The 25,368-nt window shown below is 43.8% G+C and carries 27 protein-coding genes; 7 read left to right on the forward strand and 20 right to left on the reverse strand.

Annotated features, from left to right (window positions below; all coding sequences use genetic code 11):
- Nucleotides 1-203 precede the first annotated feature (203 nt).
- A complete protein-coding gene (locus FN831_RS25995; RefSeq protein WP_142531143.1) occupies nucleotides 204-782 on the forward strand; it encodes a Crp/Fnr family transcriptional regulator in 579 nt (192 codons plus the stop codon).
- A gap of 150 nt (nucleotides 783-932) precedes the next feature.
- Complete coding sequence (locus FN831_RS26000; RefSeq protein WP_142531144.1) at nucleotides 933-1,340, forward strand: MauE/DoxX family redox-associated membrane protein; 408 nt, start codon at nucleotides 933-935, stop codon at nucleotides 1,338-1,340.
- 88 nt (nucleotides 1,341-1,428) lie between these two features.
- Here FN831_RS26000 and FN831_RS26005 read toward each other — a convergent pair whose 3' ends face one another.
- Nucleotides 1,429-2,586, reverse strand: a complete 1,158-nt coding sequence (locus FN831_RS26005; protein ID WP_142531145.1) for a M20 metallopeptidase family protein — start codon at nucleotides 2,584-2,586, stop codon at nucleotides 1,429-1,431.
- A 190-nt stretch (nucleotides 2,587-2,776) separates the two neighbouring features.
- Here FN831_RS26005 and FN831_RS26010 point away from each other — a divergent pair, with 190 nt between their 5' ends.
- Nucleotides 2,777-3,502 (forward strand): DUF4397 domain-containing protein, encoded by a 726-nt coding sequence (locus FN831_RS26010; RefSeq protein ID WP_142531146.1) that lies wholly within the window; start codon nucleotides 2,777-2,779, stop codon nucleotides 3,500-3,502.
- A gap of 76 nt (nucleotides 3,503-3,578) precedes the next feature.
- Here FN831_RS26010 and fucP read toward each other — a convergent pair whose 3' ends face one another.
- The 4 genes from fucP to FN831_RS26030 are packed head-to-tail and all read right to left on the reverse strand — an operon-like array spanning nucleotide 3,579 to nucleotide 7,147.
- Nucleotides 3,579-4,868, reverse strand: coding sequence for an L-fucose:H+ symporter permease (gene fucP, locus FN831_RS26015; RefSeq protein WP_142531147.1), 1,290 nt, complete (start codon nucleotides 4,866-4,868; stop codon nucleotides 3,579-3,581).
- A gap of 31 nt (nucleotides 4,869-4,899) precedes the next feature.
- Entirely contained in the window at nucleotides 4,900-6,102 is a 1,203-nt protein-coding gene (locus FN831_RS26020; protein ID WP_142531148.1) for a UxaA family hydrolase, read from the reverse strand.
- 34 nt (nucleotides 6,103-6,136) lie between these two features.
- Complete coding sequence (locus FN831_RS26025; protein WP_142531149.1) at nucleotides 6,137-6,475, reverse strand: UxaA family hydrolase; 339 nt, start codon at nucleotides 6,473-6,475, stop codon at nucleotides 6,137-6,139.
- A gap of 3 nt (nucleotides 6,476-6,478) precedes the next feature.
- Nucleotides 6,479-7,147: an RraA family protein gene (locus tag FN831_RS26030; protein ID WP_142531150.1), complete on the reverse strand. Its 669-nt coding sequence runs from the start codon at nucleotides 7,145-7,147 to the stop codon at nucleotides 6,479-6,481.
- 141 nt (nucleotides 7,148-7,288) lie between these two features.
- Between FN831_RS26030 and FN831_RS26035 the strand changes: the two genes are divergently transcribed.
- Nucleotides 7,289-8,188 carry an AraC family transcriptional regulator gene (locus tag FN831_RS26035; protein ID WP_142531151.1) on the forward strand — a complete coding sequence of 300 codons (900 nt, stop codon included), beginning with the start codon at nucleotides 7,289-7,291 and terminating at the stop codon, nucleotides 8,186-8,188.
- Nucleotides 8,189-8,221: 33 nt separating this feature from the next.
- Here FN831_RS26035 and FN831_RS26040 read toward each other — a convergent pair whose 3' ends face one another.
- From FN831_RS26040 to FN831_RS26060, 5 genes are all read right to left on the reverse strand, one after another.
- Complete coding sequence (locus tag FN831_RS26040) at nucleotides 8,222-8,425, reverse strand: hypothetical protein (RefSeq protein WP_142531152.1); 204 nt, start codon at nucleotides 8,423-8,425, stop codon at nucleotides 8,222-8,224.
- A 225-nt stretch (nucleotides 8,426-8,650) separates the two neighbouring features.
- Nucleotides 8,651-8,854 carry a hypothetical protein gene (locus FN831_RS26045; RefSeq protein WP_142531153.1) on the reverse strand — a complete coding sequence of 68 codons (204 nt, stop codon included), beginning with the start codon at nucleotides 8,852-8,854 and terminating at the stop codon, nucleotides 8,651-8,653.
- A 226-nt stretch (nucleotides 8,855-9,080) separates the two neighbouring features.
- Nucleotides 9,081-9,668 carry an RNA polymerase sigma factor gene (locus tag FN831_RS26050; RefSeq protein ID WP_142531154.1) on the reverse strand — a complete coding sequence of 196 codons (588 nt, stop codon included), beginning with the start codon at nucleotides 9,666-9,668 and terminating at the stop codon, nucleotides 9,081-9,083.
- 190 nt (nucleotides 9,669-9,858) lie between these two features.
- On the reverse strand, nucleotides 9,859-11,028 hold the full coding sequence (locus FN831_RS26055) for a FecR family protein (RefSeq protein WP_142531155.1): 1,170 nt from the start codon (nucleotides 11,026-11,028) through the stop codon (nucleotides 9,859-9,861).
- Between the two features lie 58 nt (nucleotides 11,029-11,086).
- Entirely contained in the window at nucleotides 11,087-11,296 is a 210-nt protein-coding gene (locus FN831_RS26060) for a hypothetical protein (RefSeq protein ID WP_142531156.1), read from the reverse strand.
- Nucleotides 11,297-11,544: 248 nt separating this feature from the next.
- Between FN831_RS26060 and FN831_RS26065 the strand changes: the two genes are divergently transcribed.
- Nucleotides 11,545-11,913: a helix-turn-helix transcriptional regulator gene (locus FN831_RS26065; protein WP_142531157.1), complete on the forward strand. Its 369-nt coding sequence runs from the start codon at nucleotides 11,545-11,547 to the stop codon at nucleotides 11,911-11,913.
- A gap of 65 nt (nucleotides 11,914-11,978) precedes the next feature.
- Here the strand turns inward: FN831_RS26065 and FN831_RS26070 are convergent, their stop codons facing one another.
- From FN831_RS26070 to FN831_RS26080, 3 genes are all read right to left on the reverse strand, one after another.
- Entirely contained in the window at nucleotides 11,979-12,194 is a 216-nt protein-coding gene (locus tag FN831_RS26070; RefSeq protein WP_142531158.1) for a DUF6965 family protein, read from the reverse strand.
- A gap of 104 nt (nucleotides 12,195-12,298) precedes the next feature.
- Nucleotides 12,299-12,799, reverse strand: a complete 501-nt coding sequence (locus tag FN831_RS26075) for a DinB family protein (protein WP_142531159.1) — start codon at nucleotides 12,797-12,799, stop codon at nucleotides 12,299-12,301.
- A gap of 58 nt (nucleotides 12,800-12,857) precedes the next feature.
- Nucleotides 12,858-13,811, reverse strand: coding sequence for a helix-turn-helix transcriptional regulator (locus FN831_RS26080; protein WP_142531160.1), 954 nt, complete (start codon nucleotides 13,809-13,811; stop codon nucleotides 12,858-12,860).
- Between the two features lie 185 nt (nucleotides 13,812-13,996).
- Between FN831_RS26080 and FN831_RS26085 the strand changes: the two genes are divergently transcribed.
- Complete coding sequence (locus FN831_RS26085) at nucleotides 13,997-15,211, forward strand: cation:dicarboxylate symporter family transporter (protein ID WP_142531161.1); 1,215 nt, start codon at nucleotides 13,997-13,999, stop codon at nucleotides 15,209-15,211.
- An 8-nt stretch (nucleotides 15,212-15,219) separates the two neighbouring features.
- Here the strand turns inward: FN831_RS26085 and soxC are convergent, their stop codons facing one another.
- The 7 genes from soxC to FN831_RS26120 all read right to left on the reverse strand — a co-directional run bounded on the left by soxC (nucleotide 15,220) and on the right by FN831_RS26120 (nucleotide 23,924).
- The gene (gene soxC / locus FN831_RS26090; RefSeq protein WP_142531162.1) at nucleotides 15,220-16,503 is read right to left on the reverse strand and encodes a sulfite dehydrogenase; all 1,284 of its coding nucleotides are present in this window, start codon (nucleotides 16,501-16,503) and stop codon (nucleotides 15,220-15,222) included.
- Nucleotides 16,504-16,582: 79 nt separating this feature from the next.
- Nucleotides 16,583-17,197 carry a c-type cytochrome gene (locus tag FN831_RS26095; RefSeq protein ID WP_142531163.1) on the reverse strand — a complete coding sequence of 205 codons (615 nt, stop codon included), beginning with the start codon at nucleotides 17,195-17,197 and terminating at the stop codon, nucleotides 16,583-16,585.
- 12 nt (nucleotides 17,198-17,209) lie between these two features.
- Nucleotides 17,210-18,484, reverse strand: coding sequence for a YeiH family protein (locus tag FN831_RS26100; RefSeq protein ID WP_142531164.1), 1,275 nt, complete (start codon nucleotides 18,482-18,484; stop codon nucleotides 17,210-17,212).
- Nucleotides 18,474-19,937, reverse strand: a complete 1,464-nt coding sequence (locus FN831_RS26105; protein WP_142531165.1) for a phytoene desaturase family protein — start codon at nucleotides 19,935-19,937, stop codon at nucleotides 18,474-18,476. The genes FN831_RS26100 and FN831_RS26105 overlap by 11 nt, the downstream gene beginning before the upstream one ends.
- Nucleotides 19,938-21,566, reverse strand: a complete 1,629-nt coding sequence (locus FN831_RS26110; RefSeq protein WP_246101767.1) for a hypothetical protein — start codon at nucleotides 21,564-21,566, stop codon at nucleotides 19,938-19,940.
- A gap of 16 nt (nucleotides 21,567-21,582) precedes the next feature.
- On the reverse strand, nucleotides 21,583-23,010 hold the full coding sequence (locus tag FN831_RS26115) for a DoxX family protein (RefSeq protein WP_142531166.1): 1,428 nt from the start codon (nucleotides 23,008-23,010) through the stop codon (nucleotides 21,583-21,585).
- 32 nt (nucleotides 23,011-23,042) lie between these two features.
- Nucleotides 23,043-23,924 carry a cyanophycinase gene (locus tag FN831_RS26120; RefSeq protein WP_142531167.1) on the reverse strand — a complete coding sequence of 294 codons (882 nt, stop codon included), beginning with the start codon at nucleotides 23,922-23,924 and terminating at the stop codon, nucleotides 23,043-23,045.
- A 379-nt stretch (nucleotides 23,925-24,303) separates the two neighbouring features.
- On the opposite strand from FN831_RS26120, the gene FN831_RS27830 reads away from it, so the two are divergent.
- Nucleotides 24,304-24,477 carry a hypothetical protein gene (locus tag FN831_RS27830; RefSeq protein ID WP_185960611.1) on the forward strand — a complete coding sequence of 58 codons (174 nt, stop codon included), beginning with the start codon at nucleotides 24,304-24,306 and terminating at the stop codon, nucleotides 24,475-24,477.
- Nucleotides 24,478-25,368: the final 891 nt, after the last annotated feature.

The following is a 25,368-nucleotide window of genomic DNA, read 5'->3' on the forward strand; positions in this document are numbered from 1 at the left end:
CCAGGAATAATTTAAGTAAATGATATTTTTCGTATTTTGTTGATCATTAATTATTTAATAGCCTATGAATTACGTTGTGATGCCCCCCACATAACAAATAAAATATTGATTTATTTTATCATGATTTGGAGTAAGGCAAGGCCATGCTCATGCAAATCAGCCTATAATTAATTGTTCGTATCACATTTAAACTATCGTATGAAATGGAAAATGAGGAATTGTTCAAGTTGTTAGCTGGAAAATATCCTTTACGTCCTGAGTTAAAGGAAAAACTCAATGAGATGATTAAGAGGGAATATTATGCAAAAAGTCAGGTCATCCTGAAACCTGGCCAGATATCCAACAGGGCCTGGTTCATTGAAAAAGGTGCCGCCATGGGTGTGATTTTCAGAGAAGAGAAAAAGGTGCCCTTTTGGTTTTGGAACGAAGGTCAGTTGATGATCTCCTTAAATAGTTTCTTTAACCAGGTACCGTCGGAAACGTATATCGAATTGCTGGAACCCAGTGTACTGCTCTCGATATCCTATGAGCATGTAAGCGAGATTACCCGGCTGTATCCAGAGTCAAATGAATATATCCGAAAAGTGATGCATGAGTACCAAAAAATGAGTGAAAAGAGAATTCTGGAATTTGCGGCCTACTCTCCTGAAGAACACTATCTCCACCTGATGAAAGACTGTCCTGCAATCTTCAGGAAAGCATCAGTAGAAAGTATCGCCGCATACCTCGGCATCTCACGTAAAACGCTCAACCGCATTAGAAACCGGACACGAAGGATGTAATCTTAAGCAGGTAAAAACAGCCCCCATTAGGGACAGAAGGCCATTCGATTGGGTCATCTGTCCCTTTTTTTTTGACCTTTCTCCCTTAACTTGGTAGTATAGAATCAGAGAAAATTTTAAATGGATCTAACCTCTTAAATAAACAACACTATGAATCCGCATCCTTTTATCATCTTAATTACGGGACTTCTAATTTTATTATGGGCCTATGCATCTTTCTCCAAATTATTTGATCTGAAGCAGTTCAATCATGCACTGATGATCCAGGTATTCCCGCGTTGGTTGGGAAAGATTTTATTGTTCGCACTTCCTATAAGCGAGATCGCTTTGATTGTGCTGCTGCTGATTCCTGAGACACGACTGATCGGAATGTACTCATCAATGTTTTTGATGGCTTTATTCACATTGTATGTGGGTGGTGCGGTATTTCATATTTATGACCGGCACCCATGTGCTTGCGGTGGACTATTTGGCCGCCTGGGATGGCACAAACATTTTAAAGTAAATATTATGCTCACACTGATTGCACTTGCAGGTGTAATTCTAATGGAGATCTAAGACATTAACCACGAATGGTTGATTATATATTGTTTTTTTGAATGATGAGCATGAGGGTAAGGCGGGATGGATGTCCCGCCTCCTTTGGTTAAGACATCAATCTCACCGCTGATTCCGAAAGAAAGGTAGATCCTTTAGGGATACAGTTCTCATTAAACATCACTTTAGGATGATGAAGAAAGTATGTTTCCTGCTCCTCTACCGCAGCTCCTAAAAAGTAAAATACAGAAGAAACCTGTCTCGAATAAAACGCAAAGTCTTCAGCAATCAGCTGCCCGCCCTGCTGGATAATGTTAGCACCAAAGATTTCCTCCTTTACTGTCCCTAATTCTGCATCAATTTTTGAGTCGTTTAACAGGCTCGGATAATAAGCAGTAAATTCCAGATCGATTTTACAGGCATAGGAAATCTCCATACCAGTAAGCAAAGCCTTAAGCCTCTCCACAATGGTATTGTAAGTCTCTAAGTTTAATACCCGCAAACTTCCTTTTAGGATAACTGTTTCAGGAATGATATTATAAGCTGGCTCGCCAACAATTTCTGTTGTGGTAAACGCAAGGACTGCAGGCTGGGTGGGCGCAGTATGTGAAATAATGGATTGAGCTGAAACAATCAATTGGCTGCTGATCAGCACAGGATCAATCACATGTTCCAAAGCTCCTGCATGACCGGAGACACCTTTAACAGTGATAATGAAATTACAAACATTTGAAAGTGCTTCCCCATGAGTGAAACCCAGGGTGCCAAGTCTCATCAATGGATTAACATGGAGACCGATTACCGCTTTCGCATTTTTGAGTTTGCCGCTTTCTGCAATAATCTGCCCGCCGGACTTTCCCGATTCCGGGCTGCGTAAATTTCCCTCTTCCGAGGGCTGAAACAAGAACTTCACTGTTCCGTTAAAGTCACGCTGCTGCAACAGGTATGCAGCACCCAAAAGCATCGTCGTGTGAAGATCATGGCCACAGGCATGCATCTTATTTTCATAGACAGAGCTAAAGGATAAACCGGTATCCTCCTTTATTGGTAATGCATCCATATCAGCTCTGAGCACAACTATAGGGCCGGTTCCTTTGCTTAGTGTAGCAAGCACGCCCGTCTCAGCTACCATCTCAAAAGGTATATGCAGTCCCTCTAAATGTCTTTGTACGAGTGACGACGTCCGAAATTCCTTAAAACCCAGTTCAGGATGTTGGTGCAAATCTTGCCGGATTTGAATCAGCTTTTGAAACAATTGATTTTCCATACTGCGAATATAGAGGAAAAGTGGTTATGCAGTCCAAAGCTACTTTAATATGGTATACTACTGACACCCTTTTAGTTCAAATAATAATTTCAGGTTTTAATGGGAGAAAAGCCGGCTTGTTTATACTATAATGGTACAAACATATCCTAACTGTTCCTGAGTGAACACGAAACCAAAACCAAGAAAAAATATGAAAAAAACATTACTATTCATCATTCCCGTGGCCTTGCTATTTTTGATTGCGTCCTGTGAAAAAGAGAACTACACCATCAAGGGAACGGCAAATATCACTGTAATCAATGCTGCTTTGAACGCTGGGTCCATTAAAGTGAATGCTGGCGCCGGAAATGGATTTGCTTATGCAAAAGCCTCTGACGTTGCCTTTGGCGGCAACGCAATTTACGGTGCCTTTACCGGCAGCACGCCCATAACAGTAGTGAGTTCGACAGACACAACAAAGGTGCTATTTAGCAGGACTGTTGATCTGCAACCGATCAGCACTTTATACATTGCAGGTCTTTCCCCGACCATTGATACAGTGTTTAGAGTTGAAAAATCGATTCCGGTGATTAACAACGCGGTACTGAAACCAGATAGCTCTGTTTATATCCGGTTTGTAAATTTGTCTCCAAATAGTACACCTTTAAATATTAACGTGAGGTTGGCTACAACAAATGAGGTTACAGGCCTGGCCTATAAAGGGATCTCAGAATTAAAAAAATATGCAGCAAAAACCTCCTCGACGACTTACACTTTTGAGATTAGGGACGCAGCAACAAACGTAGTGCAATCTACGCTCAATTTTAATGCAACCAACAACCGTTATAAAACAATAACCATTGTTATACGAGGATTAATGGTGACTGGTACCGGCACTACGGCATTTGGGACCTTCCAGGTGAACCATGTCGGATAAGCAAAATATTTCATAAAAAACAAGCACCTGCCCAGGAAGAAAAAAGGGATTGTTGGTTTACCGGCAGTTCCTTTTTTTATGTTTGCTTCCATCCGAAGAAAATCACAGGTATGAAGCAAAGTAAAGGGACCAGGTATGCTGTTTGGATACTCCCGGTAGCATCAGACAAATATCCCAGCAATGGTGGAAACACTGCACCGCCGATGATCGCCATAACCATGTACGATGAACCCATTGGAGTATTTCTTCCCAAATTCCTGATTGATAAAGAAAAGATTGTTGGGTACATGATTGACATAAAGAATTCGACCCCGATAAATGCAAATAAAGCATCTTTCCCTCCTACTGATACGATGTATAGCATCAACAGTATATTCACTGATCCATACATCAAAAGAAGTTTTGCGGGCTTGATATATCTCATAATAAATGAGCCAAAGTAACGGCCTAACATAAAGCCAAGAAGCAGTAAACCCAGATAGTTGGTTGCTTCATATTCATTCAGACCAGCTACGGAAGTAGCATAAAGAATAAAAAAACTGGACACACAAACCTGGGCCCCCACATAAAAGAATTGCGTAATGATCCCGGAAATCAGTCGTGGATGCAAACTGATCCTGATCTTTTCGTCAATTATCTCTACAGGGGCCTCAGGATTTTGTGCATTTTTCTGAACGCCGGTATCGTCCTGAACAAATCTGGTCAGTAAAAACAGAACCGCTACAATCACCAGTACCAGCCCGATCAGCAGATAAGGAAGCTTTACTTTATGAAAGAGCATGGTATAATAGTTATCAATAGCAACAGGCGAAAGCAGGTCAAGATCAGACTGTGATTTCATATTCTTCCCGATGATCAGCTTACTGATAAACATGGAAGAAATAAAAGCGCCAAGCCCATTAAAAGCTTGGGCAAAATTAAGCCTTTGAGCAGCCGAAGCAGGATCGCCCAATATCGTCATGAAAGGATTGGCCGAGGTTTCGAGAAAAGTCATTCCTGCTGCGATGATAAACAGTGCAAAAAGAAAAAACGCAAATGATCTCGATTCGGCTGCCGGATAGAAAAGAAAAGCGCCCGTTGCAGCCAGAAGCAATCCTGTTATGATGGCTCTTTTATAACCAAAACGCTTCATAAATATTCCTGCAGGTATAGCGATGACGAAATATGCAATCCAATAAGCAGAATCTATCAGGGATGATTGAAATACGCTTAAATGGCAGGCCTTTTTAAGGTGTGGTATCAAGATCGGCAGCAGATTGGCCGTGATCGACCACAAGAAGAATAGACTGATCACCAGAGAGGTTCCGGAAAGAAATGCGCTGGTTGTCGCGGGCGGGGAGATCTGGCCTGAACTTACTTTTTCCATGAATTTTTATGAATTAATTTTGATATTGTTTTTATACTGGCAAACAGCCTGGCCCAAGCGGTGTAAATGTTTTATAGCTGAGCATAAACTCTTGGTGTCCCAATCCCTCAGAGCAGGTTGGTATCCCGGAAGCAACAGCAAGAATTCCTTCAAAAATTTTCTCGCCTGTATCCCTGAGGGTGGTCTCTCCTGTTAGTATACCGCCTGCATTGATATCCATATCTTCTTCCATTCGCCTATATGTTTGCGGATTAGCACAGATCTTAATCACCGGGGAAATCGCAGAACCAACAACTGACCCCCTACCCGTAGTAAAAAGTATAATATGGCATCCGCTGGAAATCATCTCAACGATTTCGACAGTGTCATTGATATTTGGAAAGCCAAATTTCGGCTCCCCATCAGGAACTACATCCATCAGATATAAACCAGGTTGCACGGGTCGGTCACCAGGTTTAATTAATCCGCTGATTTGGCAATCCCCGCTTTTACAATAGGCGCCCATTGATTTTTCTTCAATCGTAGTTAAACCTCCATCGGCATTGCCGGGCGCAAAACTGCCATGGCCCATTGCAGAATAATATCTGGCAGCTTTTTCTACAGACTTTTTTAATTCTATTGCAAGCTGAGGGTTAACCGCCCGGCTGCTCATCACCTCTTCAAGCCCAATCATTTCACCTGTTTCTTCAAAAATTGCAATCCCTTTGTTGGCAACCAGCTTATTGAATGCCAGCCCTACAGCTGGATTTGCAGTAATGCCACTTGTGGCATCACTGCCTCCGCATACTGTACCTACAACGAGGTCATTGACTGTCATTGGCACCATCATTGTATTTCCAATGATTCCCGAACACCAGTCTACCCAGCGGACACCGTCATTAATGGCCTTGCGTGTTCCGCCTGCCTCCTGAATAACAATTGAATTTACAGGCCGCCCTGACTGCCTGATATTTTCTTCCAGCTTTTTACGGTCAAAGCTTTCACATCCCAATGAAATCAGAAGCACAGCACCTACATTTGGATGGGTGCATAATGAATTCATTACCCTGTCTGCATATGCATTGGGATAACATCCGGCAAATCCAATCAACTGCACAGGATGTTCTTTGAACCTTGAAGTGATCTCACGGGCTACATGGTGTGCGCACTCTACAAGGTAGACCACGGTGATATAATTTCGAATACCTTTACGACCATCTTTTCTGAGATAGCCCTGCCATTGCATGTGCGACATGTTTCTGAATTTGGACGGTTAAAACCAGGTCTCGCTACAAGACCTGGTTGATTGATTGGTTGGTTAGGCTGGGGTTGGCATCCCCAGGGTACTGTTTTTCATAGGTATAAGTAGGAATATAATCACTTTTCATGTTATGCAGGTGCACGTGCCCGCCCATCTGAATATCTTCAGTTGCCGAGCCAATTGGAACACCGTATTTGATGATTTTTCCACCGGATTCAATAAATTGAGCAGCAACCTTATGACCAATTCCGACAGGCTTATCAAAATAATATTCAGTCCTGCGGATATGCAGGTGTTCCCCTGCCTGGATGTCCGCCGTGACAATCATAACGTTATCCAGTGAATGTATTTTGATCAGTTTATCCATCTATCAGAATTTCTTAAATTTCAGATAAGCATCTACCGGATCCGTTCCGGATAATATTGCTTTGCGCACCAGATTTTCGGTTCGCATAATCTCTTCTGTTTTTGTAACCACTTCCTCAGCTTTTGCTTTGGGAATAATAATAATTCCGTCGCGGTCCGCCAGAACAAAATCCCCTGTTCGTATATAAACACCACCGATCATGATACTTGCTCCCATTTCAGTTGCAGACCAGGTAGCAACAACATCACGAGGTGTAAAATAGGTACAGAATACAGGAAAGCCAATGCTTTCGATGAAAGAACTGTCTCTGCAGCCTCCATCAACAATATATCCTTTAATCCCTTTATAGGTAAGAGTTTCAGCAGATAATTCGCCCATATGAGCCAAGGTATCATCATTGGGCTGGCAGATCAATACATGTCCTGCAGGTGCAACAGACAACATTTCGCACCACTTCAGCAACGAGGTATCTTTATCAAGACTCTGATCAATTGCCCCCGTTACAGTAAAGACAGGCCCTGCAATTTTATGTTGCAGGTTCATTGGCCTGATGTGATTGGGCAATAACTGGTCTGGATATCCCATATTCCTCATCACGTCATAAACCGCACCGGTATAACACAGCTCAAGCCTGCCTGTTAATATATCCTCTGACTTTGTGATATGAAGCATAATTGAACTATTGATAATATTTGGTTAAGTAATATTAAAAGTAAATATCGCGCTCAAAAAAAGTATTGACAATGGAAATGCTTATCAATTACATGTATTATTTTACGATTCTTTAAAAATTTCAACAACAAATGCCTACTCATGAGCTACGGGAAAAATGATATTGATCCAGAACATTACTGGAAGGGAGAAGGACGAAAACTATTAGTGATACCACCGAAAGTAATCCGCCAGACAGCAGCTGCTAACCCATTACTGACTAATCTGTATATTAAAGAGTTGGGCCATTATCCAGCGGCTGATAAACATTATACAAACCGAAAAAATGGCTGCCCGGAAATGGTTGTTATGCTATGCACCAAAGGGCGGGGCAGCTTTACCGTAAGCTCTGAAAAACATACCATTTTGCCCGGTCAATATTTTATATTGTTCCCGGATGAACCGCATGAGTATGAGGCAGACATTATAGATCCCTGGAGTATCTATTGGTTCAAAATTGGAGGAGCTTTTATATCTGGTTTTTGCAAGAAAGCCATAATAAATAACTATAATAGACCGGTATATGCCAAAGAACTGGTAGAGATACGAAGGTTATTTGAGGATCTGATTACAATGCTCGAAAACGGTTACAGCATAGACAGGATATTGTACGCCAACATGACTGTCCAACGCATCTTAGCCATACTGCTTTATAGTTCTGAGGAAACATCTAAAGAAACTAAAAAGCTGTCTAACAATGTGATTAAGCTGTTGAGGGATAATATTGCAGAAAAGTTTGCACTGGCTGAGCTGGCTGATCAGTTCTCCTATTCTACATCTCAGTTTTCAAATATTTTTAAGAAGGAAACGGGATACTCTCCAATCGACTACTTCATACAGTTGAAGATCCAGGAGGCTTGCAGATTACTTCATCATACCGATTTGAGAATTTATGAAGTGGCACTGCAGGTTGGATACACTGACCCCTATCACTTCTCAAAAACATTCAAAATCATAATGGATATTTCTCCCGAGCAGTATAGAATCATTTTCAAAAAATAAGAATATAATACATTACTGAAGGAATAACCAACATTATTCAATTTCACTTATCCGACTGATAATAGACGCATAGAGCCGTTCCTTTATCTCTTTGACTTTTGCTTCCTGAAAGAAATCCAGAATATTATCCCCATATCTGAAACTGTCGTAATAATCCTCGACAATAAACTCTTGCCAGGAAGTTGCTGTATATGCAAGGTAGGCATCTACAGCTTCTGAAAATTCTAATTTTTCCATAGGTTGGTTTGTTTAGATAAATAGCCTTTTATACATATGTATGTAATGAAAGACAAATCTCCTACACCAATTAGGAATAATTTTTTCAGTTCGCAAATATTTTAACTCAAGAAAACGCCATTTCCTTGACCAAAGACTTTATTATCGGGATGAATACGCTAGCACTCTACACAAAAAAAATTCCTGCTCACAATCATTTTATGCAAGCAGGAATACTTTGTAGAATTACTTATACTTATCCCACATCTTCGCGACCAGCTGAAATACCCTGTCGCCGATCCCTTTTTCAACTGCATCATTATACATCTCCTCGATGTCATAATTATGCCTGCAGGTATAGCAATAGTCTTCTATCACAAATTCTTGCAATGGGTTTGCTGTATCTGCCAAATATGCATCCACAGCATCTGAAAATTCTGTCTTTTTCATATAAGATGTTTCATTATAAGTCGTATGTTTTGATACAATCTCCTATGCAAAATAGAAATTATTTTTATCCATTCCTATCCCACAATTTAGTAAAAGTAGTGAGACACATTCAATTCCGATTCAAAAACCTCAAAAAAGACATATATAAATGGTTTTACCAAGTGATTAAAAATATTTTAATTTTATCAGTAAAAACATGTCTAAATATTTTTTTCGAAACCGCATTTTATTTCAGCGGGCAGAAACTGAGAATAATCATTGCTTTGCTCAGGAAATCCCGTAAACTCGAAAAAGAAGTCAGCAACTGGTTCTGCACAGTTTTCTGAGAAATCCCCAGAACTTCGCTGATCTCGCGGGTAGATTTTTCATCTACATATTTCATCTGAAAGATCGCCCTGCGCTTATCCGGCTGGAGTGCCATCCAAAACGTAATGATGCCTTTCAGTTCTTTCTCATTAAAGAGCGAATCTGCCTGCAGGCTGGACAAGATCATATGCTCTAAAGGTTCTTCAAACTCCGGTGTAGATTTCCCTTTTTTATATAACATAAATACCTGGTAACGCACTGCGGTAAGCAGATAAGGATAGATATTCTGTATATTTCTTTTGCCCCTGGAAGTCCACAGATTTGAAAATACATCTTGGACAATCTCTTCGATCTTCTCGATGCTTTTTAAGCGCTTATAGGTGTCGTTGTAAAGCCTCTTCCAGTATCTTTCATAGATTTCATCAAAAGCTAACCTGTCACCCTCTACAAGCAGGGAAACCAGCTTTACATCTGTATAAGTACTATAGGTGGATAATTTATAAATCATAGTCTTTCTTGTTTAGGGAGGTAACACAGATAAGAGGAAATGATCGGTAACGGAGATTTAAGCATCTACAATCAATATAACAAGGAATGATCAATTATTTAACATACATATATGGAACAATTGACCCTGTCAACTATTCCATATAAAAAAACGAGACGTTATTTAGGTACTATCTATTGAAGAGATTCCTCTAGGGCATCACGTAGATAGTTCTGCCTTCTATTTTAAAATGAACCGATTCTGTCAGTTCTAATTTCTTCAGCACTTTAGAAACATTACTATACCTGGAGAGCGTGCCGCTAAAGAACAGTTTATTCTTAGCATCCATTCCTTTGTATTGAATATCTACATCATACCATCTGGCGATTTTCCTGAGTATGCTTTCCAGTGATTCTTCATCAAACATAAAGTATCCGTTTTTCCAGGCAACAGCTTCATCGATGTCAATATTTTTGACCGTTATATCCGATGAAGGAAGCGCTGAATTGAGAACAGACTGCTGGCCCGGCCTGATGACGATTTTCGCTTTTGAGCCGAGACTGGTTACCCTTACACTGCCCTCGATCAGGCTTGTTTTGGTTGCAGGTTCGTCTGCATAGGAATTGATATCGAAATGCGTCCCAAGCACTTCTACAACCTGATGATTGCTGAGTACCCTGAAAGGTTTTGATTTGTTATGGGCAACTTCAAAATAAGCTTCTCCGCTGAGTTCTACCTGACGATCCTTACCGTCGAAAGCTAATGGATACCTGAGAGATGAAGCGGCGTTGAGCCAGACCTTTGTGCCGTCTGCAAGCAGTAACTGGTACTGTCCGCCTTTTGGGGTTTCCACACTATTGTATGCCACCGTATTTTTTGCAGAAGCAGAAGAATTATAGATCAGGTGACCTTCCTTGCTTTTGCTGATACTGGTACCATACTGATTGGCGATGCTGCCTGTACGGGCGTCATTGAGGGAGATCTTTTGCCCATCAGACAAGGTCAGAATAGCGTTATTCCCGCCCGGGGCCACATCGGCTACCATCTTCTGTTGACTAAACTGTTTTAACTGTGGCTGCCGGGAATGATAAAAATAGATCCCTATCGTAGCTGCCAGCAATATACTGGCTGCTACAGAAAGGTATTTCCAGGGTACAACGGAGTGAAATTTATCTTCCTGGTCAATTCTTGTGTCGATTGCAGATTTGAGGCGGTCGTGGATAACCCTGACCTCCAGCTTATCAATGCTGTCCAAAATATCTGGTTCAGATGAAAACAGGTCAAAATACTGTTCTACCGTAGCAGCCTGTTTAGCAGTTGCATTTCCGTCCAGATAAAGTTCAACAAGTCGTAAAAATTCTTTTTGATTGGGTGTGTTCATAGCCTATATCCATACAGTATATGTATTGATCACAATGTCCCAAGCGGAAAGTATTTTTTTAGTTCCCGTCAGATTCCCTGATCCTTTTCATGATCGCCTTGAACACCCGGTCGCTGATCTCTTTGATCTGGGCTTCATCCAGGAGGTCCAGGATATCGAAACAATGACTATAACTTTCGTAATAATCTTCGACAATAAATTCCTGCCAGGAGTTCGCTGTCTGGCCTAAATATGCATCAACAGCTTCTGAAAATTCTGATCTGTCCATGTTGTTTTGTTTAATATAGAGTTTGTAATTACCTGACTATCTCCTATGTAAAGTAAAAATATATTTTTTGGCAGAAGGATATACTTGACCAATGCGCGTATCACCTTGGTTAACGGGCACATGTTAGAGGTAAAAGCTATAAATCATAATCTATAATTGAATTGTATAATTTATTCTAACAACAATGCAGTTATTATAGAATAAAATGATAAATTAGATATTACTTTTATTAATTGTTATCTGGTATTATGAGAAAGCTTATTTATAACATAAAAGTGCTTCGTGAGACTGCTGGATTGTCTATCGAAGAATTAGCCAGGGAACTGGGAACAACTCCACGCTCCTATCTCAACGTGGAAACTGAACAGACGGAGATCACACTGATGCTCTTCAGGAAGTTACTGAGGTTTTACAAAATCTCTGCTTCTGAACTGGTAGAGTTTGGTCTTACCAGGGAACAGATCGACCTGAAGTATATGACTCCGGTTGACCTGATTACGCATCCGCTTGGGCGCGAAGCTGTATTGGTACAGCTGGAGATCGCGGATATACTGAGGCATATCATTGAACTGAAGATCAGCGCGCACTCGAAATTTATTCCTTTTAATCCAAATTAGAAATTCCTTTACCTGCGGATGGGCTTTATGCAGATTATCCTTTATATCCGGGCGGAAGGAAGCTGCTACTCCTGTGTTTTAAGTTCTTCAATTTTGTCATGCAGCTGATTGAGGCGCATGAGAAAAACATCTGCCGATTTGAGCGTGCCATTACGCTTTAAATAGCTGAAGTGCGACTCAAGAAAAAGCGGAATATCTTCGATCACTACTCCCTGTACCAGCTCTACTTTCTCTGGTAATTCAATCCCTGCAAAATATGCTTCTAATTCTTCGCTTGACATGCCGCTAAGTTAAAGAAAAATTGTCCCGCGAGAAATATAAATAGATAAATCCGGCGGGATAATTAGTGCTTTGCTCCGCCGGATGAAATTCAATTTTGAAAACGTTAACTAAAGTTTGGCTCGTCTGCGCTTGGTCCGTAAGTGCCCGGAATCGGAATATCCAGTAATCGCAGATAAACGCCCAGTTGCGCACGGTGATGGATGGTCTGGCTTAAAGCATGGCGGACCAGCCCGCCTTTAGTGAGCGACATCAGTACCTGATCGCCATTTTTCAACAGCCAGGTTGGTGTCAGATCTTCTTCTTTTGCAATTTCCAGTTTCTCCTTCGCCCCTGCTAAAGATTGATCGAACAAGCCAAGCAGGTCATGGTTGTTTTCTAATGCAGGTGGCGTGTATTCGTTTCCCTGGAAATCAAGTTCATCTGTAGTGAATGCCATACTGACCCAGGAAGGAAGTTCGGCCACATGTCCGGCAAGCTGTTTAACCGACATACTTTTCTGATGCGGCTGCCAGTCATATTTGTCTTCGGGAACGCGTTCCAGCATTTTACGGGTAACTACAGATTCTTCTGTAAGTTCTTTCAGAAATTCTTTTGGAGTTGACATAATTGTTTTTTCTTTGGTTTATAGCGCAAAGAAACCAAGGCCTGGTGACAGCTATATGTCAGTAGCTATTGATGTTTTTAGAAATCGCTGCAAATAAAGATTTGACGCGTTGCTGCAAGGCCTCGGGTTTGAGGATAACCGCATAGTCGGCGAAACTCATATACCATCTTGCGAAACCTTCCAGATGTGTACTCAAAAACTGCATTTCTATGCCTTTGTCGCTTTCTTTTTCCGAAACATATCCCTGATAATATTTCTGTTCGCCCAGATGCAGCGAAGCTTCTTTATCCACCAGAATGGTAACATCATGCAGTTTCATATCCTTAAACTGCTCACTGAGATATTGCTTAATCGAAGGATGGACATCATCATAATGTTCTTCAGTAATGCTGATATCCCTGATCCTGTCGAAACGGAAATCCCGATAACGTTTTCGCAGCCGGCACCAGGCAATGAGGTGCCAATGGTTTTCGAGGTAAAAGACACCTGCGGGTTCGATCATTCTTTGCGTATGTTCCTGACGGTAATACGCGAAGTAGTCCAGCCGCATCAACTTCTTTTCTGCGATGGCATTAAGTATAATCTGCAGGCGGTTTTGCTGCAGGCTGATCTCAGGTCCGCGGTTATTAGTTACAACCTCGATCCGATGATCAATATTTTCGAGGTAATCCTTGTCGCTCGTTTTCAGCACCGCCCTGATCTTATCCAGGGCAAGACTGTATGAATTTCCGTTTTTGGCATCTGTCAGGTTAGTGACCAGCTTTTCTGCAGTGATGAACGCGGTGGCTTCTTCCCGGCTGAACATCACTGGCGGAAGCCTGTAGCCCTCCATGATGGAGTAACCTATACCTGCTTCTCCAATAATTGGAATCCCTCCCTGTTCTAGCGACCGTATATCTCTGTAAACGGTACGCAGGCTGATATCGAAGCGGTCGGCAATATCCTGTGCCCTGACAGTCCTGCGGGATTGCAGCTGAATGAGAATGGCAGACAGGCGGTCTAAGCGGTTCATAATTCAAAGCTAATATTTCATCTCCAACAACAATAAAATATTATATCATTGAAAATTTTCATTCCTTCCAGGAGTTAACCTAAAACTATCAGGTTTATTACAGGATTTATGGTCAGTTACAACGCTCTTTGCCCTCTTTAATTTAAAAAAATCGTTATTATTACCCATCTAATTAACGTTAACGCATGAAGATCATTTTTAGGAACCTCACTTTCTGGGTACTGATAGCTATTATCGCAGGTATTTTATTAGGCCACTACGCCCCTGCAGCAGCAGTAAAAATGGAAATCGTGGGCAAGACCTTCGTAGACATTATCAAATTGTTCATTGGCCCGATCATCTTCCTGACGATCGTATTGGGCATCAGTGGCATGGGCGACTTAAAAAAGGTTGGGCGCATTGGCCTGAAATCATTGGTTTATTTTGAAGTGCTGACGACTTTTGCGCTTGCCATAGGGATTGTAGTAGCTGTGATCATTCAGCCTGGTAAGATCAGCAAGACAGGTTTGCAGGAACAGGATCCTTCAAAATATACGCATGCGCAGGGCGCAGCAGGCTTCGACTGGGGACAGTTTTTTCTTTCGAACTTTACGCTGCAGGTATTATTGGTAGCGATTATTGTAGGTATCGTTCTGAACTTCTCTAAACATCGCGAAACTGCTGTGGTTAAACTGAGTGTGCTGTCAAAGCTGGTATTCAAAGGATTGAAGTACGTGATGTACCTGGCTCCTCTTGGCGCTTTCGGAGGTATGGCTTATACCATAGGCAAGTTTGGACTGGAGACGCTGATCCCGCTGGCAAAACTAATGGGAACGGTTTATCTGACGATGTTCCTTTTTGTATTCCTGATCCTGGGGGCTATTCTCCGTTATTATAAATTGAGTATTTTCAAGTTTCTGAAATATATCAAAGAAGAACTGCTGCTTGTTCTGGGAACTTCATCTTCTGAATCGGCATTGCCGACGCTGATGTTGAAACTGGAGAAAATGGGTTGCAGCAAGTCCGTTGTTGGATTAGTAGTGCCTACGGGTTATTCTTTTAACCTTGATGGTACTTCGATCTATTTGAGCATGGCGGTGATCTTTTTAGCGCAACTGTACAATGTGCATCTTTCATTAGCTGAAATGGCGAGAATCATCGGGATTCTGATGATTACCTCTAAAGGTGCGGCTGGTGTTACGGGCAGCGGCTTTATTATTCTTGCCTCTACGCTGACTGCAATACATAAGATTCCTATTGAAGGTCTGGCGTTTTTATTGGGTGTAGATAAGTTTATGAGCGAAGCGCGTGCAATCACTAATATCATTGGAAATGGTGTTGCTACCATTGTAATTGCCAAGAGCGAAAACGAGTTTATTGCTCCTGCAGGTGGAGTGTTTGAGCAGCAGGAGTTTGAGTAATTATTCCATTAAGCGCCAAGCAGAACCTTACCACTTCTTTCAACCCGCCATTTGGTAATTGGGTTAAAGTGGTACCCTCCTTTGCTTTCACGTGCAGCGGATAACTCCTGGTAAGAGGGTTGTACATATCCGGTTTCATCCACTGCGCGGCTCATGATTTCGGTTTCGCGGCCTTCCCATTTCCATAGGTAGCGGAAAGCCGTATGTGCTTTATCCAGAACCGGGCCTTGTAGTTCAGCAGGCGCCCAGGATCTTCCTGCATCCACACTGATCTCAACTTTTACGATCTTCCCCCTGCCAGTCCAGGCGATGCCCCTGATCTCAACGTAACCTCTTTCCAGCTGTACGGGAAAAGATGGAAACGTGATGATTGACCGTGCATCCATCACAAAGCTAAACTGGCGGATCTTACCGCCTTTGACGGTTTCTGTATATTTTGAGGTCTCCTCACGCGTCATATACGGCTGATCTGACAACTCAATTCTCCGCAGCCATTTCACAGATGTATTCCCTTCCCATCCCGGCAATAGTAACCGTGCAGGATAACCCTGTTCGGGCCGTACGGCCTCGCCATTTTGCGCATAGGCGATCATGGCATCGTCCCAGCCCTTGCTCACCGGTATACTTCTGGTCATTACCGCAGCATCGCCGCCCTCGGCAAGAAACCAGCTGGCTTTTTCGCGGACACCCACTTCCCTGAATAAGGTAGACAGCATCACTCCTGTCCATTCGCTCTGACTGGTTAAACCACAGATTTCCTGCGGGCTCATCTCTTCTTTCCCGGAGCGGAAGTTCCCCGAACATTCGATAAAACAGGTACGGGTAACCGAAGGAAATCTTTTCAGATCTGCCAAGCTGAAAACCAGGGGTTTGTCCACCATTCCATGAATCACCAGTTCATATTTCTGAGGATCGATCACAGGAATGCCACCATGATGCCGCTCAAAATGCAATGCAGATGGCGTAATTGTCCCGTAAAGATCCTGCAGCGGTGTCCGGGAAGAGGTAAGCGAAGGTATACGCTGAGGATTTTCAAAAGAAGAAGGCATTCCCGAAACACTTGGGCCTCTGCCCGGTATCCTGGTAGGATCAGCAATTAAATCTGCAGCAGTCAATGACGTGGAATCGGTAAGCAATGGAGGAACAACCGATTCCGGAACAGCAGCCTGCACCATTTTGCCCACAGAAGTTTGTACAAGCACCACGGCAGCAGTTGCTGCTCCGCCCAGCAATAACCTGCGACTGATCTTGCGGTCGGTAAATAACTTATTTTCTGAATTCTCTTCCTTCATCGCTATACATTTATTTTAAGCCTTTTCAGCAGAAGCCTGCTCAATCTCATCTCCTGTTAGCTGAAACTACAGGCACATCTTATTTTAACGCTGTCCCGCCTTCGCGATCGTCCTCAACATATTTCTCTTTCGCCGGCATCACAATCTTCGGTAATGATTTTTCAGTGATTACAGTACCTGAAGAAATGATATGGTTACGGTATAAAAGATAAGCGGTAAGATGGTACACCTCCTGATTGCTCAGCGATCCGGGTGCGTTATATGGCATTGCTCTTCTGACATAATCGAAGATCGTAGTGGCATACGGCCAGTATGTCCCGATTGTTTTGGGTGATTGATCAGCTTTTTGTCCGGCAGTATTATTCTTAAATTCAGCATAATCAACAAACAAAGGTTCTCCGGGAAGCTTAACTTCCGTCTTTTTTCCGTCGCCGTGACAGGCCAGGCACTTGGTATTGTAGATGAGCTTACCGGCTGCGATATCCCCGGAGCCTACAGGTAAACCTTTGCCGTCTGGGCGGACATCAATATCAAGCGCGCTGATCTCAGCCGCACTTGCAGCACGGCCAATCCCAAATTTCTCAGGATAACTTGCCTTTGTTCTTTTTAAAGAAGTGACGACGATCACCACTGCTGAAATGACAAAAAACAGCAGGGTGATCACGTAACGATTAATGAGTGCCCGGTTATTCATTGTTAAAGTTCATCAAATCGCGGCTGCATTACCAAATAAAAACCAGGCAATAGCAAGCGTCACAAATACATTAAACAGCTGCGCAATCAAAAAAGCATACAACGGTTTCTTATTTTCGTTCTTAAACAGATCCTTGAAATTAGTCTCCAGTCCGATACTGGTGAAAGCCAGTGTAAACCAGGCATTCTGCAGGTTTTTAAGACTGTCCTTTACGGATGAAGCAAGTTCTGGTGATAAAAAGAAAGAGAACAGCAGCGAAGCCCCGATGAAAGCAAGCACAAACTTAGGGAACCTGTCCCAGATCACTTTTAAGGTTGGTTTCTCAGTCGACTCTGCTCCCTTAGCAGTCTTATTGTAAGACCAGTAGATACTGATTGCAAAAGCGGCAATCCCCAGCAGCACATTCTGCGAAAACTTCACAATGGTACTGATCTTCAGTGCTTCCTCCCCAACGAGCGTTCCTGAAGCCACCACAGCCCCGGTGGTATCAATACTTCCGCCCAGCCATGCACCAGTTACCTGTTGCGGAAAATGGAAAAACGCAGCGATGTAGGGCATAAAGATCATCATCGGTATTGCCGTAATGAGTACCATCGAAATTACATAGGAAAGTTTTTTAGGATCTCCCTTGATCGCTCCCGAAGTAGCAATCGCAGCAGACACCCCGCAGATGGAAACTGCGCTGGAGATCATCATGGTCAGCTCTTCATCTACCTTCAGTTTCTTGCACAGCCAGAAGGCGAAATACCAAACCGAAAGCACCACTACCAGCGCCTGGATTAAACCAAGGGAACCTGCTTTAAGGATATCTGAAAAAATAACCGTTGTCCCCAGGAGCACCAGTCCGATTTTCACAAAAAGCTCGGTCGACAAGGTATCGCGGAACCACTGCGGCAGCTTGAAAAAATTACCGATGAGCAGGCCGATCACGAGGCTGAAAATCACGGCTTCGAGATTGATAGATTTGATAAAAGTATTCCCGGCAATGATCAGTGCGAGGATAGTTAAAAGATATACCGCGGGAAAGCCAATAAGGAAATTCTTCACTTCTTTGCCGGTGATCAGCGCACCGATACTTCCTATGATGAGCACAAAAACCAGTTGGATGAGCAGCACCGCCAGATTACGCGCGTTGAGGACATTGCTGGTCAGCTCTGCCGGGCTGCTCCATTTGTAAACCGGAACGGGCACCACATAAAAGAAAAGAGCAGAAAGGATGACCAGGGAACCGAGAATAACTACGGTCCAGTCTTCATGTAATGTAAAACGGGTAGTTTTAGCTGTCATTAGAATTAAGGTTAGGGGTTTTAAGATTAAAAATATCAGACAGTGCCTGCTTTGCAGCATAATAACCGCACATGCCATGAACGCCTCCGCCCGGAGGAGTGGATGAAGAACAGATGTAAATGCCCTTTGCGGATGTCCGGTATGGGGAGATCCTCAGCGCGGGGCGGGTATATAACTGGCCAAGATCGATGATGCCGCCGTTGATATCACCGCCAATATAATTGGGATTGTAGCTTTCGATCTCAGCAGTGTTCATCGTATGCTTCGCGAGGATCGTGTCCCTGAAACCGGGAGCAAAACGCTCCACCTGCTTTTCTATCGCTTCGGTCATATCCTTTACAGAGCCATTGGGCACATGGCAGTACGCCCAGGCGGTATGTTTGCCCTCTGGAGCGCGGCTGTCATCAAACACACTTGATTGCGCAAGCAGAACAAATGGTTTTTCTGCATGGATATTTCGCGCTGTCTGCTGTTCTGTACGGGCAGTTTCGCCAAAGGTATTCCCAAGATGTACCGTTCCCGCCCTGCGGCATTCTTCTGCTGTAAAAGGTATTGGGGAAGATAAGGCCCAGTCGACCTTAAAAACGCCCATACCATATCTGTAACGGCCAAGCTGCCACTTATACAAAGCAGAAAATTTATCCGGTGCCAGCTTCAGCAATTGCTTTGGCGTAAGATCCAGGAGTACAGATTTAGCTTTCGGTAACTCGTCCAGCGATTTCAGCATCCATCCCGTCTGGATTTCTCCACCAAGGGAAACAAAATGCGCGGCCAGGGCATCGGCAACGTTTTGTGATCCTCCTTTGGGAACCGGCCAGCCATGAACATGGCCAACCGCAGATAAGACCATCCCGATTGCTGCTGTAGCCAGATTACTCAGCGGCTGGATCGAATGTGCGGTCATCCCTGCCCAGAGCCCTCTGGCCTTTTCAGTGGAGAACCTTTTGGAAATCATTTCGGCCGACTGCAGTGCTTTGAACCCGAATCCGGCCAGTAACAATGGATGTTCCGGAAATTTCAGCGGCGAGAGGATATTGCCGACCAGCTTCTCCCAGTCGCGCACCAGCGGGCCGATCAGGTCAAAATAGGCCTGAAGGTCGGGCCCCAGGGCTTCCGCTGTTTCTTCCAGCGATCTGGATAAAAAAGCCGCGGTTCCATCATCAAAAGGATGTGCCGCCGGAAGTCCGGGCTGGATAAACTCCAGGCCATGCTGCCGCAGCGGCAGCGAAGCGAAAAAGGGTGATGCGATTGCCATCGGGTGGATCGCCGAGCAGATATCGTGATGAAATCCCGGCAGCGTCAGTTCTGCCGTCCGCAGTCCCCCGCCGATCGTATCCTTGCCTTCGATCAGCAGGACACTTAAGCCCTGCTGCTGCATGGTGATCGCCGCAGCCAGGCCATTGGGCCCGGAGCCCACAACTATGGCATCGTATGCTGTATTTTTTAAATCCATTTAATATTTTCCTGCACTCAAGGTACTAGGTTTTAAGGCATATTTTCTATCCACCCGGTGTAAAATCACGGAAACAGAATCTTTATTTTCGTTGATACCGTTTAAGATCACCTCTTTTCCATCCGTAGTGCTGTAATGAAGTACCATTCTTTTTCTGCCGGATTCCAGTGCCCGCTCTGCGCTGATCCCTTTCAGCCTTCTGCCGGTCAGTCCCGCGGGATCTACCTGGGCATATTCCTGTGCATCGGTAAGGAAGTTCTTTTGTGTTTTATCCGCATCATGTTTTGCATGCTTTTTCTTTTTCCCGCCGGCACGCAATGCAGAAAGATCCCTGTATTTATCCTGCAGATACAGCACATGGTTGACCGTATCGGCTTCATAATAGAATACCCTTCTGCCACCGCCCACACCCGCGATTTCGAAAGTGCGGTTGATATCCCTCATTGGCGATCCCCCGCCATTGGAAAGATCCAGCGGCACAGGCCGGTTTTGCTTAAAGGTCAGTGTAGTCCAGTTTTCGAAGGTTACGTCCTGCCAGGCCAGCGAGTCCTGCGGAGAATAAGGGATCACCTGATTATTGAGCTTAAACTCAGCAACCTGATAATATCCTCTTAATTTTGATACTCCCTTTGCGGCTGGCTGCTTGTAAGGATCATACAAAAAGTTATTCAGCTGGATATAAAAAAATACAAACAGGAAAAGGAAGATCACCCCTGCTTTCAATACGATCCTTGTTGTTTTAAGCCAGGGCGCTGTGAACTGAAGATTAAAATTAACGGGAACGGTATAGCGTTCCAGGATGAAGAGATTGTAAATTTTAGGGATCTCCTTGGCGATAATAAAGGCTGCAAAGAGCACGAAATAACTGCTGTACACATGCACCCCGCCGTCATAGGCAAAGTTCACATATACGATATCGCCCAGGGCACCAAAAAGAATGATCGCACCGAGCACAGCCGTTTTCCTGAAGAACAGCAGCACTCCAGCGGTTAGCTCTACCACGCCGGCAAATACCTGGTACCAGGGTACGATACTGATAGATAACCAGTAAATCTTTTGTGCGGTAAGATCACCAAAGTTTGTGTTTAAAATTCCCGTAGAAGGATATGGCATCTGCACGGGCAGCACCTTGGTAAAGGCAAAGCCGATGATCCCGATGGCCGCGCGGTAACGAACGATCACAGTTAGCCAGTAGTACAATACGTTATATTCCGTCCTCTTTTTATCAAGCACAGTCCACATCAGTCCGCCGCCGATAGAAACCGCAAGCAGCACCAACCATTCTGCATATCCGTAAAACCCTGCGCCCCGGATAAACGAAGGCTGATAACGTGCGATATCATACAGATCACGGTAGTGCAGGCTCGTCCAGTCGAACTGAAACCACTGCGTATACCATGAAGGGCTTTCCGGGATGGTCATCAGGATGAAAAAGATAAAAGCGATACGGAAAGCAATCTTTTGATAAGGCTTCCATACCAGCGGAGGCTGTGCCGCCGCAGTTAATTCGCTTGCAGAGTAGCCAGCGGTATTGTCCTGGCGCTTCCGGCTTTCGTCATGGTGAACAGCTCTCGGGTCTTCAGTAAACTGCGCTGCTCCGGATTCAGAGATGGTATTGCTAACAGACATATCTTTAAATTTATCTTTATAATTTCAAACCTTTGGACCGTCCTTTTTCCGCTGCTTTTAGCAGATACTTTTTAGGGTCCTTTTCCAGCACAGCCTCGATCCGGTCGCCATTTAGGGTTCCGCTGATAACAACTGTAGAATCCGGCTGCAGCTGATACGTCAGCTGTCCCTTTGCCGCTGATCCCGGAGTTATAGCTGAAGTCGCATTTTTTGGTACCGGGGAATCATTTTGCGCCGAAGTTTTTTCATGTGCAGCGATATTGCTGAGACTTAAAGTATGACTCACCGTGTCGGCTTTAAAATTGTAATATACCCTGCCTCTTGTGCCTGCCGGCTCAAACGAACTCTGCGAATTGCCTGCAGGTATACTTTCCACATTATCATTTAATACCTGCCCGTTACGGTTGATCCTGATACTGAGCGTTGCCCATTTCTCAAACACCACATCCTGCCAGCGCAGAGAATCTGTCAGTGAATATGGCCTGTCCAGCCCATTCAGTTTGAACGACTCGACCGTGTATAACCCTCTTAATGCTTTGATACCCGGAAGATGTGTAAAATGATATCCTCCTTTAACCGCAGAACCATGTGCACTAAACCCATAGATCACTACAAATACAAGGATCAGTACGGATTTAAGCACCAGCCGTGCAGTCTTCAGCTGATTTGTCCAGATAATAGCTGGTTTTGCAGGTGCTACTGGAATATGTAAAATGATCAGGCTGATAATTCTTTGTAAATCATAAACGATCAGGAACAAGGCCAGGGTAACCAGGTAAAAGCTGTACACCACTTCCCCACCCTCGTAAGCGAGGTTAGACATAAATACATTACCGATAAAAAAGATAATAATTGTAGCCCCAATGACTGTTGTACGCCTGAACAGCAGCAGGATTCCCGCAATCAACTCAACCGCCCCAAGAAAGGCCTGGTAGCCGGGCACAATGCCCAGGCTCAGTGAAAACAACTTCCATGTCGTGAAATCGCCATAAGGCGTATTCAGACTACTCAATGACGGATAGGGAGCCTGAATCGCAAATAATTTTAAAAAGCCATAGGCGATCACAGCGATCCCCAAACGGTAGCGCACCAGTATCCTCAGCCAGGCATAGAAGCGGTCGTAGTTTGTGCTCTTTTTATCAAGCAGCGACCAGATCACTGTGCCCACTGCCGCAAGGATGAAAATAAAACCCCAGTCGGCAAAGCTGGCCAATCCCCAGTCCTGCGGATCATAACCCGCAGACACAAACTGAGGTGTATATTTTGCGACCTGAAAAAGCTCTGCAAAGCTGATATGGAACCAGTTGATACTAAACAAATGGCGGTAGTATTTCCAGTCGAGCGGAAATACCTGCAGAAAAAAATAAATAAAGGAAAGCCTGAAAAGTATCTTTTCATATCCTTTCCATATCTTATTTTCGGAGTTAATTTGATCTTTAAACATATCAATTTAATAATTTCATATCTATACCGGTATTAGTTGGTAGCACGCGCCGCCCTTACCGGATTAATGATCTTCCTGTTTTTCAGGTCATAGCTTTGTCCGCTCTGAAGCAATACAAAAGGTATATTCTTCTTCACTATAGTATCGTGATCATAAATGGCGACATAAGATTTACCTACAACCTGCAGCGTATCTTTCTGCACCACAATTGCCGTTGCCTCATCCAGTCCGATACCGATCAGTTTCGGAGAAAAACGTATAAAATCCACCAGGTCGAACTGCCTGTTGCGTTTCAGCAAATGCTGATCGATCGCTGCATTCTTCAGGAAACCCAGTCCCTGCAAGTGGTCCCCGACAAGCACATCTGCCCCGCTGGTATCCCCTCTCCATAAAAAAGACCCTTGAATTGTTGCTCCTGCAGAACTTCCCGCGATCACGCCGCCACGTTTAAGTACATCAAAAAATGCCTGGTGCGTCAGCGTATTCAGGTAAGCATCTGCAATCCTCCACTGGCGTCCGCCCAGGAAGTATACGCCTGTGGCTTCCTGTATAGGTTTGATAAAACGCTCAGAGTTGGCTTCAGCTAAACTTCCCGTGTGCAGCAGCGTAACACTTTTAATCCCAGTGATTTTCTTAATCTCGTTGATATCTTTTTGATCGAAGGCAGCAGAATCGCCCACGGCGGCAGTCACCACCACGATCTTTGCTTTATCCTTTCCCCCGGCAAGTTCCACAAACTTGTTCCATACCGCCGGAGTATTGCCTACGTTGCCGCCAATAATTAGCAGTGATCCGTTTTCCGGGCCATGCCTTGTAACGGAGGCTGTATCTATATGAACAGGCTGCTGCGCAAGAGAGGAAGTGGAAGTGGCCACCAGCAAGTACAGCACTATACTGTTAAAAATCGATGTCATATGTGGTATTTTATTAAATGAGGTCATGAATTGCTTTTTACTTTAATCTAAAATTTAGTCGCACCGAACCCTGCCAAAAGGCCACATGTAAAAAAGATCTGCAACGCTTATGCAAGAGCGGCTAACCAACAGGAAGAGTTTCGGTAATTAGAAGAGGATCAACAACAACGGAACCGATGACGAAGAACGTTTACCATTCCTGCCCCGATCTCCTGATTAGAGATATTAAAAAGTAAAGTTGAGTTCATAGAAATCTGCTGATAAAATCTTAAGTTATTGTCTTAACGATTCAAATGTAACGTAATAATATTATTAATACTACTATTTTAATAGAATTAATTTATTACACTCCTTTACAACGTCAAAAACAGAGTTTTTCATGAAAAATCACATGAATTTGTTACAGTATTCCCTTAGTTCAAACGGTCTGGCAAATGCTGGGGCTTGTTATCAGAAGGAATTTGGCTGCTTCAAACAGCTTGGAAGATGGCAGGCTAACAATCAGGAAGGAAATCAGCGGCTGCAAACGATCTGGCAGATGGTAGTAGGCTAATCAATCACAAAAGATATCAGCTGATGGAAGCCGTCTGGAAGCTGGCAGGCTAACAATCAGAAATGAAATCAGCTGCTGCAAACGGTCTGGCAAGTGGTGGGCTAACAATCAGAAAGGAAATCAGCTGCTGCAAACGATCTGGCAAATGGCAGGCTAACAATCAGAAAGGGAATCAGTTGCTGCAAAACGATCTGGCACGTGGCAGGCTAACAATCAGAAAGGAAATCAGTTGCTGCAAACGATCTGGCAGATAGTGGGCTAGCAATTCAGAAAAGATATCAGTTGATGCAAACGGTTTGGCAGATGGCAGGTTAACAATCAGGAAGGAAATCAGCTGCTGCAAACGGTCTGGCAAGTGGTGGGCTAACAATCAGAAAGGAAATCAGTTGCTGCAAACGATCTGGCAGATGGCAGGCTAACAATCAGAAAGGGAATCAGCTGCTGCAAACGGTCTGGCAGGTGGTGGGCTAGCAATCAGAAAGGAAATCAGCTGATGCAAACGATCTGGCAGATGTCAGGCTAACAATCAGAAAGGAAATCAGCTGCTACAAAAGATTTGGCAGGTGTTGTGGCTCGTATCAGGGAAAATATCACCAAGGGAAGAAGATTGTCATGCAATAATTTGCTCCAGGACTGGAAGAGGATTGGCTTTGGATAGGTTTGCACCAGGACAGGGAGCAATTACGGAAGATGTTTAAAAAAATTGCCTGCTATTTTTCGACATGCAAGATTTTGCTTTTCGCAAAGTGTTGAGGAGAAAAACAGCAGGCAATTTTTTAAACCCCTTCCAAAATCTGGGAGTGTAAAGCGAACTGTGTCAACACCACTTCTTCCTAGGTGGAGGCGGTCAGCCTCCACCTAGGAAGAAGTCGCCGAAGGCTTTAAGTCGTT

Source organism: Pedobacter westerhofensis, from assembly GCF_900182595.1.
In the GTDB taxonomy this organism is placed as follows: domain Bacteria; phylum Bacteroidota; class Bacteroidia; order Sphingobacteriales; family Sphingobacteriaceae; genus Pedobacter; species Pedobacter westerhofensis.